14 protein-coding genes are annotated in these 12,743 nt (G+C 56.1%); 7 read left to right on the forward strand and 7 right to left on the reverse strand.

Features of this window, described 5'->3' with window-relative positions; translation table 11 throughout:
• Positions 1-35: 35 nt before the first annotated feature.
• Positions 36-1,175, reverse strand: coding sequence for a DNA polymerase IV (gene dinB / locus ABDK75_RS01640; protein WP_346004794.1), 1,140 nt, complete (start codon positions 1,173-1,175; stop codon positions 36-38).
• 49 nt (positions 1,176-1,224) lie between these two features.
• Between dinB and ABDK75_RS01645 the strand changes: the two genes are divergently transcribed.
• Positions 1,225-1,791 carry an NUDIX hydrolase gene (locus tag ABDK75_RS01645; protein WP_211513567.1) on the forward strand — a complete coding sequence of 189 codons (567 nt, stop codon included), beginning with the start codon at positions 1,225-1,227 and terminating at the stop codon, positions 1,789-1,791.
• A 7-nt stretch (positions 1,792-1,798) separates the two neighbouring features.
• Here the strand turns inward: ABDK75_RS01645 and ABDK75_RS01650 are convergent, their stop codons facing one another.
• From ABDK75_RS01650 to ABDK75_RS01660, 3 genes are all read right to left on the reverse strand, one after another.
• Positions 1,799-2,092 carry a putative quinol monooxygenase gene (locus ABDK75_RS01650; RefSeq protein ID WP_215749920.1) on the reverse strand — a complete coding sequence of 98 codons (294 nt, stop codon included), beginning with the start codon at positions 2,090-2,092 and terminating at the stop codon, positions 1,799-1,801.
• Positions 2,093-2,170: 78 nt separating this feature from the next.
• On the reverse strand, positions 2,171-2,548 hold the full coding sequence (locus tag ABDK75_RS01655; protein WP_346004795.1) for a hypothetical protein: 378 nt from the start codon (positions 2,546-2,548) through the stop codon (positions 2,171-2,173).
• A 47-nt stretch (positions 2,549-2,595) separates the two neighbouring features.
• Positions 2,596-3,420 (reverse strand): PadR family transcriptional regulator, encoded by an 825-nt coding sequence (locus ABDK75_RS01660; protein WP_346004796.1) that lies wholly within the window; start codon positions 3,418-3,420, stop codon positions 2,596-2,598.
• Between the two features lie 122 nt (positions 3,421-3,542).
• Between ABDK75_RS01660 and ABDK75_RS01665 the strand changes: the two genes are divergently transcribed.
• The 5 genes from ABDK75_RS01665 (at position 3,543) to ABDK75_RS01685 (ending at position 7,387) form a co-directional block, all read left to right on the forward strand.
• Positions 3,543-4,235, forward strand: a complete 693-nt coding sequence (locus ABDK75_RS01665) for a TVP38/TMEM64 family protein (protein WP_046900603.1) — start codon at positions 3,543-3,545, stop codon at positions 4,233-4,235.
• Positions 4,236-4,338: 103 nt separating this feature from the next.
• Positions 4,339-5,592 carry a multidrug effflux MFS transporter gene (locus tag ABDK75_RS01670; RefSeq protein ID WP_064275636.1) on the forward strand — a complete coding sequence of 418 codons (1,254 nt, stop codon included), beginning with the start codon at positions 4,339-4,341 and terminating at the stop codon, positions 5,590-5,592.
• A 14-nt stretch (positions 5,593-5,606) separates the two neighbouring features.
• Positions 5,607-5,957, forward strand: a complete 351-nt coding sequence (locus tag ABDK75_RS01675) for a response regulator (protein WP_064275635.1) — start codon at positions 5,607-5,609, stop codon at positions 5,955-5,957.
• Positions 5,958-6,022: 65 nt separating this feature from the next.
• Positions 6,023-6,562 carry an adenine phosphoribosyltransferase gene (locus ABDK75_RS01680; protein WP_046900606.1) on the forward strand — a complete coding sequence of 180 codons (540 nt, stop codon included), beginning with the start codon at positions 6,023-6,025 and terminating at the stop codon, positions 6,560-6,562.
• Positions 6,563-6,571: 9 nt separating this feature from the next.
• Positions 6,572-7,387, forward strand: a complete 816-nt coding sequence (locus ABDK75_RS01685) for an NADPH-dependent oxidoreductase (RefSeq protein WP_346004797.1) — start codon at positions 6,572-6,574, stop codon at positions 7,385-7,387.
• 16 nt (positions 7,388-7,403) lie between these two features.
• Here the strand turns inward: ABDK75_RS01685 and ABDK75_RS01690 are convergent, their stop codons facing one another.
• A complete protein-coding gene (locus tag ABDK75_RS01690; protein WP_339406403.1) occupies positions 7,404-8,387 on the reverse strand; it encodes a glycosyltransferase 61 family protein in 984 nt (327 codons plus the stop codon).
• Positions 8,388-8,558: 171 nt separating this feature from the next.
• Here ABDK75_RS01690 and hrpB point away from each other — a divergent pair, with 171 nt between their 5' ends.
• The gene (gene hrpB, locus ABDK75_RS01695; RefSeq protein ID WP_346005816.1) at positions 8,559-11,045 is read left to right on the forward strand and encodes an ATP-dependent helicase HrpB; all 2,487 of its coding nucleotides are present in this window, start codon (positions 8,559-8,561) and stop codon (positions 11,043-11,045) included.
• Positions 11,046-11,051: 6 nt separating this feature from the next.
• Here hrpB and ABDK75_RS01700 read toward each other — a convergent pair whose 3' ends face one another.
• Together ABDK75_RS01700 and ABDK75_RS01705 are read right to left on the reverse strand one after the other, a co-directional pair.
• The gene (locus ABDK75_RS01700) at positions 11,052-12,095 is read right to left on the reverse strand and encodes a nucleoside hydrolase (RefSeq protein ID WP_346004798.1); all 1,044 of its coding nucleotides are present in this window, start codon (positions 12,093-12,095) and stop codon (positions 11,052-11,054) included.
• A gap of 68 nt (positions 12,096-12,163) precedes the next feature.
• On the reverse strand, positions 12,164-12,571 hold the full coding sequence (locus ABDK75_RS01705) for a DoxX family protein (RefSeq protein ID WP_346004800.1): 408 nt from the start codon (positions 12,569-12,571) through the stop codon (positions 12,164-12,166).
• Positions 12,572-12,743: the final 172 nt, after the last annotated feature.

Raw genomic sequence — 12,743 nt, forward strand, 5'->3', positions numbered from 1 at the left:
GAGGCGTGACCTGCCTCTATGCGTCCTAACAACGCTCAAAAGAGAGAAAGTGAGCGAAAAACCTGTCGATTTTCGGGGAGCGCCGTTTCTGGCTGATCGAAAGCAAGCTGCATCTGTGAACTCTCGTCCGGTATCTCCAGCGTTGATCCCGCGAGAGCGGATAGCGTGAGGCCGAGAAGACGCACGCCGGGCACTAAAGGAAAAAGCGGCGTCAGGAGAGACTGCCCAACTTCGGCCAGAAGGGCCTCGGATCCAACAGAGACAGGCAGACTGCGGGCACGGGTAATTTGACGAAAATCTGAGTATTTGACCTTGAGAGTTATGGTTCGGCCTGTGATCTGTTTACCCTGGGCCTGTAGCCAAAGTTTGGTGGCAATCATTCCAAGAGCATTGCGTGCGGCGGCTTCATCTCGCAGGTCTGTCAGATAGGTCTGTTCCGTTCCCAAAGACTTGCGCTCGCGATTAACCACGACGGGGCGGTCATCAATCCCGCGGGAAATACCATGATAAAAGGAAGCGGCCTTTCCAAAGTGGCGTGTGAGCGTGAGCAAATCTATTTTCCGGAGGTCCGCGCCGGTTTTAATGCCCAGAGCATTCATTTTTCGAGCAGTTGCCGGGCCAATTCCATGGAACTGGTCTACGGACAAATTCAGCACAAAATCCGGTCCCATTCGCGGCGTGATGACAAAAAGCCCATCAGGTTTGCGGTAATCAGACGCCAGTTTGGCCAGAAACCGGTTGTAAGAAACCCCAGCGGAAGCTGTAAGGCCGGTTTCTTTGCGGATGTCCGCACGAATGCGCTCCGCAACCAACGTGGCCGAACCATAAGCGCCCAGATAATCTGTGAGATCCAGATAGGCCTCATCAAGGGAAAGAGGCTGGATGAGGGGCGTATATCGGGCAAAGATCTCGTGGATCTGCGTGGAAACAGCACGATAGACGTCAAACCTGGACGGTACGAATACAAGGTCCGGACAAAGGCGCTTGGCTTTCAGGGACGGCATTGCAGAGCGCACACCAAAAGGACGCGCTTCATAACTGGCAGCGGCAACAACGCCACGGGCCTCGCCCCGTCCAACCGCGAGGGGGCGGCCACGTAAGGACGGGTTATCTCGCTGTTCGACAGACGCATAAAAAGCGTCCATGTCGATATGCACGATCCGGCGGGACTCCATCTGTACAGTGTCGCCGATCAACAGGAACGAAACAAGATCGGATCAGTCCATGAGCATCGAAGACGCCCGTCGCGCCGCTGGTTTCCAGACAGTCTCAACCCGTCTGGCTTACAGTAATCCGTGGACGGCCCTGCGAGAGGACATCATCATTCATCCTAACGGCAAGAAAGGCCTTTATGGCATTGTCGAGCGTGGAGAGTTCGTGGTGATCCTGCCCATGCATGCTGATGGCCGCGTGACCCTGATCCAGCAGTTTCGGTACCCGGTTGGGGAGCGCCTGCTCGAACTGCCAATGGGAATGTGGGAGACGAAGGAGAACGTCGATCCTGTCGAGCTTGCTCTTGGTGAACTCCGCGAGGAAACGGGCCTGCGCGCTGGCGAGATGATCCATGTGGGAACGATGTATCAGGGGGCCGGATATTCGAACCAGAAAGGCCACGTCTTTCTGGCGCGTAACCTCACGCGCGGTGAAGCCGAGCTGGAAGACACCGAGCAGGACATCACGACGCAGGACATGACGCTGGGCGAATTTGAAGACCTGATCGCCCGTGGCGAACTTAAATGCATGGTGTCTCTGGCTGCCTTTGCGCTGATTCGCGCAAAGGGCCTGATCTGACGTTTGTTCAGATTACCGTATCGAGAAACACAACTTTCGAGCCGCCGTCTTCAACCAGTGTTTCTATGGCCTTGTTGAAGACGCGGCCGTGCTCGTTGGAAATATGCGTTCTGAAAGCAGCTTCATCACGGTAGCTTTCTTCCACATGGAAAAAATCAGGGTCTTCTGCCAGTGTGTGCACAACGAAGCGCTCACAGCCGGGCTCAGCGCGCACATCGGCAGCTAAAGCAATCAGAAGGTCACGGACCTTCTCACGGCAGCCCGGCAGGGCTTTCATCGTGGCGTACAGGGATTTGGACATTGATCTTATCCGCATTAATGGTCTGAAAAGCGTGTCATCATTGGGCCTCCTGACGGTCTACATCAAGTGGGGCAGTGCTTAACCTTTTCCGACGAGTTCTTGGCACCGCATGAATGACAGTTTTTCGCGAAAAATGAACAGGACATAGTAGTCCAGCTCACGGCTGCGGGTCTTTGTCGTGCGGGTATAGAATGGATAAATATCCAGCGGTCCCTGCAACCCTGCAGGGCGAGGCTCTGACTCTAAAATACAGTCCACCCGGAACAGCGGCATATAAACCGCATCTTCCCCAGGATTGCGCCGGACGTGCCACAGATTGCGCCGGAATTTCTTAAGCCGGTCAGGAAGCGCAAAGATCATTGATTTTTCAATGAAACCGGCTGGAAAGACCTCAGGCCGATAGTACTGCATGTCTTCGGGCATATTGCAGAAGTAAGGGTGGTCCTGAACAATCATGACCACCCTTTACTCCATTCATTCTCATAGACGAAGAGGCGTGATCTTCAGTCGGCGGATGGCTTGTCTTCTGGTGTTTCACCGCTGATGTCGGCTGCAGCCTGCCGCAGGATCTGCACCACCCGGCGCAGTTCCTCTGCATTCGCTCCGCGACGGGATTTCAGAGCCAGCTTCAGAGCCAGACGTGCCTCATGCAGGTCCTGACCCAGGCTTGGATCAAGATCATTCACTCCACTGAAGGCATCCCGAACTTCCGACATCCGGGCACCAATCCGGGCGAGGACCTCGAGAATACGATTCGCCGTCTCCCGGTTCGCTTCATAATGGGTGCGTCCCTCATTCGTGAGGCTGTAAAGCTTACGGTTGCCTTCCTGTGTGACAGCGGTCAGGCCAGCCTCTTCAAGATAGGTGAGGGAAGGGTAAATGACGCCAGGACTTGGCTTGTAGAAGCCACCGGAGTGCTCTTCGAGGCGGCGGATCAGCTCGTAGCCATGCGCAGGCTGATCTTGGAGAAGGGCTTCAATGACAATCTGAAGTTCCTCAGCTGTCAGTTTGCGACCACGTCCGAAAGTGTCGTCACCAAAGCCGCCGCCACCGAACCGGCCGCCACCGCGTGATCCCCGACCACCAAAGCCGCGTCCGCCACGGCCTTCTCCACCCCGGCCACCAAATCGGCGCCCTGCGTGTTCGCCACGCTCTGGACGAAATCCGCCTTCATGGAAGTCCGGACGATCCTGCATTTTTTCTCCTTCGCTGGTTGATGCGTCGCTGCGGCTTTGACCGCCCTTGCGATGCTTGTGTCCGCCGTAGCCAAAACCCCGGGAGAACCTTGAGAAACCGCGCTCAGCGCGATGGGTATCATGTTTGAACATTCTGTTTTCCTTCATTCGATATGTCGTACGATATAGTATCTTAAGATATATCTGCAAGAGTTTCTTTTTCAAAATCTGCTCGTGCCATAGCCGCGTGCCGTTTCCGCTGGTATCCGGCGGAGATGGGTAGCCCGATCTCTTCCCCTCCTGATCCCGAACTGCGGCGAACATTTCGTCAGCTTGTGCCGTGGCGTGCTGCTTTGACGATTGGTGCGATGTTGTTGTGTGTGGCGCTGTTGCAGCGGTTGCCCTTCATTCATCGTCTGCTGGAAAACGCGCCGCATTGGCACGAGACTCCCTATGCAGCGGTCTGGTTCCTGCTACTGGCCATTCCGTATTGTGCCTGCGGTCTGCCTCGTCAGGCTTTGTGCATTGCCGCGGGGCTGGCGTTTGGAGTCTGGGGTGGGCTGGGCCTGTGTTCTCTGGCGTATATGCTGGGTGCGATGGCGGCTTATGGCTGGGCCAGAGTGCTTGCACCGGTAAAATTTCGACAAAGGTTGCATGACCGCCTGCAAAGGAATTATGCAGCGCTGGCAAGAATCCTTCATCGCAAACCCTTCCGTGCTGTTCTGACCTTGCGGCTTATGCCTGTTGGGTCTGCTCTGCTGGTCTCCATGGCAGCCGGATTATTTGAACTTCCGCTTCCAGCCTTTGCGTTGGCAACCTGCCTTGGCGGTTTGCCTCAGAACCTGGTGTTTGTTCTGGTAGGGGCTGGCACACGTATTGGTCATATGATCCAGCTTGGTCTCGCGGGTGGCCTGTTTGTGGTTTCTGGCGTTCTGGGAGCATTGCTCCTGCGTCAGGCAGATGAATAACCGTTCGAACATCTCGTTCTGAACGATTCACTGGTTTGATCCGTTCGTGAGGGACGGATCCTTTCTCATCTTCTGAACATTGCTTTTTCACAGGCAGAAACGAATGACAGAACAGAGCATGGCGTTCCGGCGTGGAGATACCATTCCGGGATGGTTGCCGCTTATGCTGGGTATCTTCACGGCAGTCGGACCTGTCTCCACAGATATCTATCTCCCGGCCCTCCCTGAAATGGAACGCCAGCTTCATTCTGCTCCCGGTTCAGGCAGCATCACCATGGCTGCCTGGGTTATCGGACTGGCCATTGGTCAGATCACGATTGGCCCGGTGTCAGACAGGTTCGGCCGACGGCTGCCGCTGCTGATTGGCATGATCGGCTACACAATCGGCGAGATCGGCTGTGCACTGGCCCCGACCATGACCATCATGTGCATCTGTCGGGTTTTTTCAGCTCTGATGGCCTCGGCCGGACTGGTGATTCCCAATGCATGCCTTCGGGATCTGACGGAAGGTGATGAAGCATCCCGCCTCATGTCGCGCCTGATCGTTGTACAAGGTGTTGTCCCGATTCTCGCGCCCATGCTGGGTGGCTTTGCGCTGAAGTTTGTGGACTGGCGGGTCATTTTCTGGGCCACGGCCGTGTACGGCGGGCTCTGTACCTTGATGCTCCTGACTGTATTCCCGGAAACGCTCCCTACGCAGGAGCGCCGGGACATGCGGCCTCTCTCCATCATCGAACGCTATATCTATATTCTGCGAACACGAAGCTTCATCACGAATGGCCTCGTCTGGAGCTTTCTGGGCTTCGTAACTTTCACCTATCTGACAGGCGCTCCCACGCTGTTCGAAGAGCGCTTCGGCATGTCTCCGTTCCATTACGGAATGCTGTTTGGTCTGTTCGCGGTCTGTATGATCGGGGCTTCCGCCATCAATGGGCTTGTGGTGGGGAAGGTCAGTACGACGCACATGCTTTTCAGTGCGCTGGGGATCAGCCTGACAGGCAGTATCCTTTTCCTGGCGCTGGCCGTCATCTCCGCTGTTGATCTGACTGCGGGCGGACAGCTTCGATCCTTCTTCCTCTGGCCGCTGATCATCTCGCTTGTCATCACAATGGCGCCAACAGGCATCATTGGACCCAATTCAATGGTTGGCATTCTGTCCGAACAGTCCGAACGTGCAGGCTCGGCTTCTGCTCTGGCAGGAACAATGCAGTACCTGTTCGGAGCGGTAGCAAGTGCGCTGTTCGGTCTGATGTCCCCCGGGACGGCCATTCCATTTGCGGGCTTTCTGGTGTTCGCCTTCTGCGCGGCAACCGTGTTTGCTCTGCTGAGGCCCAGACTGCCATCATCAGCGCCCTGAAGGAGTTGAGAGTGATGCAGGTACTTCTTGTTGAAGACGATGTGGCCGTGGCCCTCGTGGTAAAGACGGTTCTGACGCGGGAAGGATGGGACGTTCATCTGGTTGAGGATGCTGAAAGTGCCTTGGCATGGGACGGGTCCGCAGACCTGCTGGTGACTGACTACAATCTTCCAGGTGTGCTCAATGGTCTGCTGCTGGCCCGGAAACTGCGGGAACAGAATGCCAGCCTTGCCGTGGTTCTCATGTCAGGAGACTTCGAGGAGGGGCAACTGATGGGGGAAAGCGTGGCTGTTCTGCCAAAGCCGTTTCGCAGGAATGCGCTGCTTGAAGCCATCGATCAGGCCCGGAACGCAATCCGGGCTTGAGTTGTAAGGGAAGAGTCCCCTACATGGCCCGCTGTTTGCCACGCCCAGAAGAAAGCAGTGTCGCCATGTCGTTTCAGGAACCCCAGCCGCTCAACCTCAAGGACTACATCCGTGAGGTTCCCGATTTTCCGAAGCCGGGTATCCTGTTTTACGATATTTCCACGCTGATCCGCTCTGCCGAAGCCTGGCAGGTTGCAACGGGTCGTCTGGCACGTATCATCTCTGCCTGGCAGCCGGACCTGCTGGCTGGCATCGAAAGCCGCGGCTTCCTGACAGCAGCGCCTCTGGCACAGCGCCTCGGCTGCGGCTTCACCATGTTGCGCAAGCCGGGCAAGCTGCCAGGTGAGACAATCTCCCTGAAGTATGGTCTCGAATATGGCGAGGACGAACTCCATATTCAGGCTGATGCTATCAAGCCGGGCCAACGCGTCGTTGTTCTCGATGATCTGTTGGCCACGGGCGGCACGCTCGCTGCCTCCATCGACCTCCTGCGCAAGGTTGGTGCAGAAGTTGTGGGTGCCAGTGTGTTGATTGAGCTTGCAGGTCTCAAGGGACGTGACAAACTGGATGTCCCGCTGAATTCGCTCATCACTTACGAAGACTGAGGAACCACCATGTCCGGCATTTCTTCCCTGTGGCAGACCCGCTATCGCACTGACGCCCCGAAAGACCTGCCGGACAATCCGGTTCTTCAAACTCTCCTGAAACACCATTCCGTCCGCGCATATTTGCCGGATGCATTGCCAGCCGGGACGCTGGAGGCTGGAATCGCAGCATCCTCTTCTGCGGCAACGTCCAGTAATCTGCAGGTATGGTCCGTTGTTGTGGTTGAAAATCCGGAGACACGGGCAAAGCTTGCCGAACTCTGCGGTAATCAGAAGCACATCGAAGTTGCACCGTTGTTTCTGGCGTGGATCGTCGATCTGGCGCGTCTGGAACGGATTGCGGAACGGGCAGGCAAGGGGAGTGAAGCGCTGGATTATGAGGAGATCTTCCTCATGAGCACGCTCGATGTCGGTATCGCTGCCCAGAATGCTGTGACGGCGTTTGAGTCCATGGGGCTTGGGACCGTTTATATCGGTGGCTTGCGAAATCATCCGGAAGACGTTGCCAGGCTGCTAAACCTTCCGCCCAAAACCGTTGCGGTTGTTGGTCTCTGTGTGGGACGTCCTGATCCGTCGGCTCAGAACGGTTACAAGCCGCGTCTGGGGCAGGATATCGTTGTGCACCGTGGACGCTACACTTCCGCAAATGAAGCCGAAGGTGTTGCCGCCTATGACCGCGTTGCTGATGCCTATCAGCAGGAGCAGGGCCTCGCACCGCGAGCATGGTCTGAAACCGTGGCAAGTCGTGTGGATAGCTACCACGGGTTGAGCGGCCGCCATGTCATGAAGGCTGTGCTCAACCGTCTGGGGTTTGCTCTGAAATAAAAATATCGGTTTTTGGTTATAGCATTTTGGCCGCCTGGATTATGCGCTGTGCCAGAAGCCGCGGGTTATGACAGACGACACTCGCCCGGAACCCATTAATCCCATGACCGTTTTCAAGAAGTTCGGGGTCATGAAGATAAAGGCTTCGGGAGTTCGTGACCTTATCAATTAAAACCTGATTGGATGGGGCTTCGTCTGTGTGGCAAAGGGAAAGAATCCGGTTCTTCTGATGGAAGATGCCTGTGTGCAGGGATGAGCCACTAAACCCCATAAACACTCCCCCTTCTTTCCACAGGCGAATTTGCTCAACTAACGTGAGGTTTTCGGGGGCTACAATTTCTACTCCGTAAGCGGCCAGATGATGTGTAAGCTCTTCTTCCTGTTCGATGCGTCGGATACCAGATTGTAAATGGTGCTTAGTGAAATAAATCATCCTATCTGGGCATTGTTTGACAGGCGTTGGCACCAGGACTGATCCCAGCCAGTTCATCAGATCTTGATAGGTTCTGTGGATATGGCTGTTTTCCTCGAACGCGAGGCCGGGAACTTCAATGGACTCAAAGACTGCCCCGTGAGGAAATCTGACAAAATTTTCCTCTTTCAAACCCAGGGCGTCCCAAAGGATTCGAATGTGAGGAACCGCAAACATGTCCTCAACAGTGTAGTCTTCATCAAAAACCAGGCGCAGGCGCGAGCGGTTTCCAGATGACAGGTTCCAAAGGCGCGCGACGGCTCCTATAAGGAAATGACCATAGTGCCGGTTGACGTGCCCTAGATGAATATAGTGAAAATCCCTGCTGATTTTTGGAAGATCAGCTCCGGTTTCCAAAGTATACAGTCTCCCAAGAGGAGTATGGGGTTCTGGAAAGCCGCGGAATGTCAGGGACTCAGTGACAACCCGACCGGAAGGCTCATAGAGGCCTTTTGCATCTCTGTATCTTGAACGGGGCAACCATATGGCGCCTTCAATGATGCGGGTTGGTGGATTCTGCTCAATCAAAGCAGCATGTCCGTACATTTTTGTGCAATTTATGAGCATCAAGTATCCTGATTTTGCCCTAAAGCGTGGCAATCAATTCAATATGTTTATTTGAATGAGCCTGAGACATATATCTCCGTCAATGACCAATGCTGCTGTTCGACGTCTGGCCTCTAATTCCGGAGTTTTGTCCTGAGCGATTTCCTTTCTCCGGATCTTCCGGTTGCGGCTGTTCTTTCTGATCTTCTGAAAACGTTAGAGCAGCAGCCAAACGCTGTTCTCGTTGCTCCTCCCGGTGCCGGTAAGACAACCCTGACGCCACTGGCTCTGCTTGAGGCACCATGGCTTGGGGGGCAGAAAATCATTCTGGTCGAACCTCGTCGTGTTGCTGTGCGAGGGGCTGCGTCACGGATGGCCTCCACGCTGGGAGAGCGACCGGGTGAAACGGTAGGCTTTCGTACGCGCACCGACAGCGCCGTATCAGGCCGAACGCGTATTGAAGTTGTGACGGAAGGGTTGCTTGTACGGCGCCTTTTGGCAGACCCAACGTTGGATGGGGTTGGCGCTGTCCTGTTTGATGAGGTGCATGAGCGCTCGTTGGATCTGGATGCGGCTCTGGCGTTCTGTCTGGACCTCCAGCGTGAACTCAGGCCGGATCTCCGCATTCTGGCCATGTCCGCAACGCCTGATGGGCGTGCGTTTACAGATCTTATGAATGCCGCCCTGATCGAGAGTGAAGGCCGACAATATCCCATCGATATACGCCACACCCGGGATGTAATGTACCCGCGTGACCTGCCAGAGGCCTGCGCACGCGCTATCCGGCAGGCTTTTACAGAGGAAGAGGGCGATATTCTTGCGTTTCTTCCCGGGGTTGGGGAAATTCGCCGAACACAGGCTCTGCTTGGAGATACTGTGCCTGTTTTTCTCCTTCATGGAGAACAGACGACAGAAGATCAGGACCGCGCGATTGCGCCATCCGACAGACGGCGTGTTGTGCTGGCAACGTCGATTGCCGAGACTTCCGTGACGGTTTCCGGGGTTCGGATTGTTGTCGATGGTGGTCTGCGCCGGGCACCGCGTCTGGATTCCAACACAGGGTTATCCCGGCTGGAAACACTGAAGATTTCGCGGGCAACGGCCACTCAGCGCGCGGGGCGTGCGGGGCGTCAGTCTCCTGGTGTCGCGATCCGTCTGTGGTCCGAGGCGACGCAACGCTCTCTGCGGCCACAGGATGCGCCCGAAATCCTTGTTGCGGATTTAACGGACTTCGCTCTCGTGACGGCAGCCTGGCAGGACGTCATGGGAACAGCGCCCGACATGTTGCCACTCCTTGATGCGCCTCCTGCCGGAGTGCTTGCGGGTGGGCGTGAGTTGTTGCGTGAGTTGGGTGCCCTGAATGAAGCCGGTCAGATTACGGCTCTTGGAAAACGCATGGTGGGGCTTGGAACTCACCCGCGTCTTGCGGCCATGCTCTGTGCGGCGAAAACTATCCCCGAGCGTGTGACGGCTGCCTGCCTGGCCGCTCTTCTGGAAGAGCGTGATCCTTTGCGCCCCAGACCGAATATGCCTTCCGGGGCATCTGCGGGAGCGGACATTCGCACACGTCTGGCTTTGTTTGAGCGGGATGATCCACGAGCGGACAGGGCCAGCCTGTTCCATATGCGTCAGGCGGCGAAGCGCTTTCTGCGTCGCATGGGTGGCAAAGACCTTCCACTAAGTCCAATGCCGTCTCATGCAGGGCCACTTCTGGCCGCCGGTTTTCCTGATCGTGTGGCGCAGGCTGCGGGAGAGATTGGACGATTTCGGCTTGCAGGCGGCGGGAGTGCCCGTGTGCAGGCCAATGACGGTCTTGCGCGGGAAAAGCTTTTGGCTGCCGCAGCTTTTCACACGCGGACTTCGACGGAAATCACGCTTGCGGCGCCTCTGGATGCTGAAAATTTACCCCAGACGCTTCTGGATCGGACAACCGAGCAGGTTGAAACCAGTCTGGACGGGGCTTCAGGTCGGATCATCGCGCGACGCAGGCTGCGTCTGGGCGCGTTGATCCTGCGTGATCGCAATACAGAAGTAACACCTGAGGAGGCGCAAGCCCTTCTTCTACAGCAAATCGCGGCTGATCTTGCCCGTGCTTTGAACTGGTCTGACGCAGCGTTTCAGTTCCAGGCCCGCGTGGCGCATGCACGCGCGACCTACGCACCTCATCTGCCGGACCTGTCGATGGCTGCTCTTGCTGACGATCTGGCGTGGCTGGAGCCATATCTCGCAGGCTGCGACCGTCTGACCCAGGTGAAAGCTCTCGATCTTCTGTCCATTCTTCGGTCCCGTATGGACTACAGCGACCTGTCCGCGCTGGATCGAAAGCTGCCGCCTCGTCTGACGCTCAAAGCCAGCACCCACGACATTGATTATACAGGGGCCGTGCCAACAGTGTCTGCACGAGCACAGGCATTCTATGGCACGGCCGGAACGCCGTTGCTCGCTGATGGCGCCGTGCCGCTTCAGTGTGCATTACTGTCACCGGCGGGCCGCCCACAGGCCATTACTGCTGATCTTGCCGGTTTCTGGAAAGGGAGCTGGTCAGATATGCGCAAGGATATGCGAGGGCGCTACCCAAGGCATGACTGGCCTGAAGATCCGGCAACGGCTGAACCGCCAAAGCCACGTCCCAAACGCTAGGTTCCATCAGGCCATCTGGAAAACTGCCTTACGGAACAGGGAGCGCACGCCCTCGGCATCCACCTCTGTGCAGATCTGAACAGATGGGCGATTGTCCCAGTCTCCGGGTGGATAAACCCGACCGTCTGCTTTTTGAACTGATTCACCAAGGGTAACGCCTTCCGTCGAGACGCGAACAGCACCTTTTTGGGTTTTGAACAATTCCGGCGCAATCACGTATGCTGCAGCAGAGGCATCGTTGACATAAATGCCGTCCAGACCAAGCCCCCGATGAAACATCATGTAGACCCGCGTGATATCCCACAGGAAACGCCCTGACTGGCCCCCATGCTGGCGCAGGTTTTCGAAGTAGGCGTCTGTCATCAGGGTTTGTGTCGTGACATCGAGCCCTACGATTGTCACCGGCCAACGCGCGGCACAGATCTCATCGGCAGCTCGTGGATCCCCATGGAAATTGGCTTCCGCCGCGGGTGTCACATTTCCCCGTGCATCGTGATGCCCGAATGCGCCGCCCATCAGCACGACATCCTTCACCAGACTGGCAATGTCTGGCGCCTTGCGCAGAGCGAGCGCGAGATTGGTCATGTGTCCTGTCGCGACGAGAGTGATCTCGTGTGGGTTGGCGCGCACCAGATCAATGATGAGATCATGCGCGGGGCGAGGATCGAGTTTTTTGTGGACGGCCGAGAGAGGAATATCTCCCAGAGCGTTTCGTCCATGAATGGTGACAGGAGGGGACGATGTCACACCATCCAGAGACGCGCCTTGGCCTTTTGAAACCGGGACATCGATCCGGAAGCGTTCGGCCAGATAGAGCGCATTGCGTGTTGTGGTGTCGATCAATCCATTACCGGCCGCAGTCGTAATGCCCACCAGCTCGATGTTTGGCGTGCCATGCAGCAAAAGAAGCGCCATTGCGTCATCAATGCCGGGATCTGTGTCGAAAATGACTTTTCGTGAGGCAGGTGCAGCGCGGGCCATATTCGGGAGCAGAGACAAGGATGCAAACCCGGCGGACTGAGCGAGCAGGGAGCGACGGGACAGGCGCATGACGGGTCATTCCTTGAGAAAACGAAGTTACCGTTACCATCAAGGAATGACCTGTCTGCGGCAAGCTTTTAGCGGAGCCTGATTGCGAAGCGTCCTGCGCCAGCGGCGGCAAGAGCGAGCAGGCCACCTGCAATGCTGATGTTCTTATAGAAATGGATCATCATGTCGTAGCGGAGCATTCCGGACATCGTCCAGAAATGATGGCCGATCAGTCCTGTCACGATGGTGTAGAGGGCAAGAACAATCGCAATGGGTTCCACTAAAATGCCGCCAAGCAAAGCTAGTCCTGCCCCGAGCTCCACAACGATAGCGAGGATGGCTGACAGGGTGGGAACAGGCGCACCGGTCTGAATCATGTAGGACACTGCTGCGGGGAAGTCGGCGAGTTTGCCCCATCCCATGACGAGGAAAAGACCGGCGAGCAATACGCGACCTATGAGGAGAAGGGCATCGCGAGGCAGAAAATTGGTGAGCATCGGGAAAATCTTTCGAAGCAGAAGAACTGCCTTGAAAATATGAAAAGTAGATATTTTAAAAAATAGAAATGATGGAATGGTATGATTTCCAAAATGCTCATTATCGGGTTTTTACATCTCCCTCCGGCCTGGCAGGAAACCCCTGTCTGCGGCTTCTTTTAGGAGCTTTGAC

The organism is Gluconobacter sp. OJA, assembly GCF_039638325.1.
Lineage (GTDB): Bacteria > Pseudomonadota > Alphaproteobacteria > Acetobacterales > Acetobacteraceae > Gluconobacter > Gluconobacter cerinus.

What these genes read in the sequence shown, in the direction of transcription:
- dinB (WP_346004794.1), bottom strand. Translation starts at nt 1,175, where the DNA reads ATGGAGTCCCGCCGGATCGTGCATATCGACATGGACGCTTTTTATGCG.
- ABDK75_RS01645 (WP_211513567.1), top strand. Translation starts at nt 1,225, where the DNA reads ATGAGCATCGAAGACGCCCGTCGCGCCGCTGGTTTCCAGACAGTCTCA.
- ABDK75_RS01650 (WP_215749920.1), bottom strand. Translation starts at nt 2,092, where the DNA reads ATGTCCAAATCCCTGTACGCCACGATGAAAGCCCTGCCGGGCTGCCGT.
- ABDK75_RS01655 (WP_346004795.1), bottom strand. Translation starts at nt 2,548, where the DNA reads ATGATTGTTCAGGACCACCCTTACTTCTGCAATATGCCCGAAGACATG.
- ABDK75_RS01660 (WP_346004796.1), bottom strand. Translation starts at nt 3,420, where the DNA reads ATGTTCAAACATGATACCCATCGCGCTGAGCGCGGTTTCTCAAGGTTC.
- ABDK75_RS01665 (WP_046900603.1), top strand. Translation starts at nt 3,543, where the DNA reads ATGGGTAGCCCGATCTCTTCCCCTCCTGATCCCGAACTGCGGCGAACA.
- ABDK75_RS01670 (WP_064275636.1), top strand. Translation starts at nt 4,339, where the DNA reads ATGACAGAACAGAGCATGGCGTTCCGGCGTGGAGATACCATTCCGGGA.
- ABDK75_RS01675 (WP_064275635.1), top strand. Translation starts at nt 5,607, where the DNA reads ATGCAGGTACTTCTTGTTGAAGACGATGTGGCCGTGGCCCTCGTGGTA.
- ABDK75_RS01680 (WP_046900606.1), top strand. Translation starts at nt 6,023, where the DNA reads ATGTCGTTTCAGGAACCCCAGCCGCTCAACCTCAAGGACTACATCCGT.
- ABDK75_RS01685 (WP_346004797.1), top strand. Translation starts at nt 6,572, where the DNA reads ATGTCCGGCATTTCTTCCCTGTGGCAGACCCGCTATCGCACTGACGCC.
- ABDK75_RS01700 (WP_346004798.1), bottom strand. Translation starts at nt 12,095, where the DNA reads ATGCGCCTGTCCCGTCGCTCCCTGCTCGCTCAGTCCGCCGGGTTTGCA.
- ABDK75_RS01705 (WP_346004800.1), bottom strand. Translation starts at nt 12,571, where the DNA reads ATGCTCACCAATTTTCTGCCTCGCGATGCCCTTCTCCTCATAGGTCGC.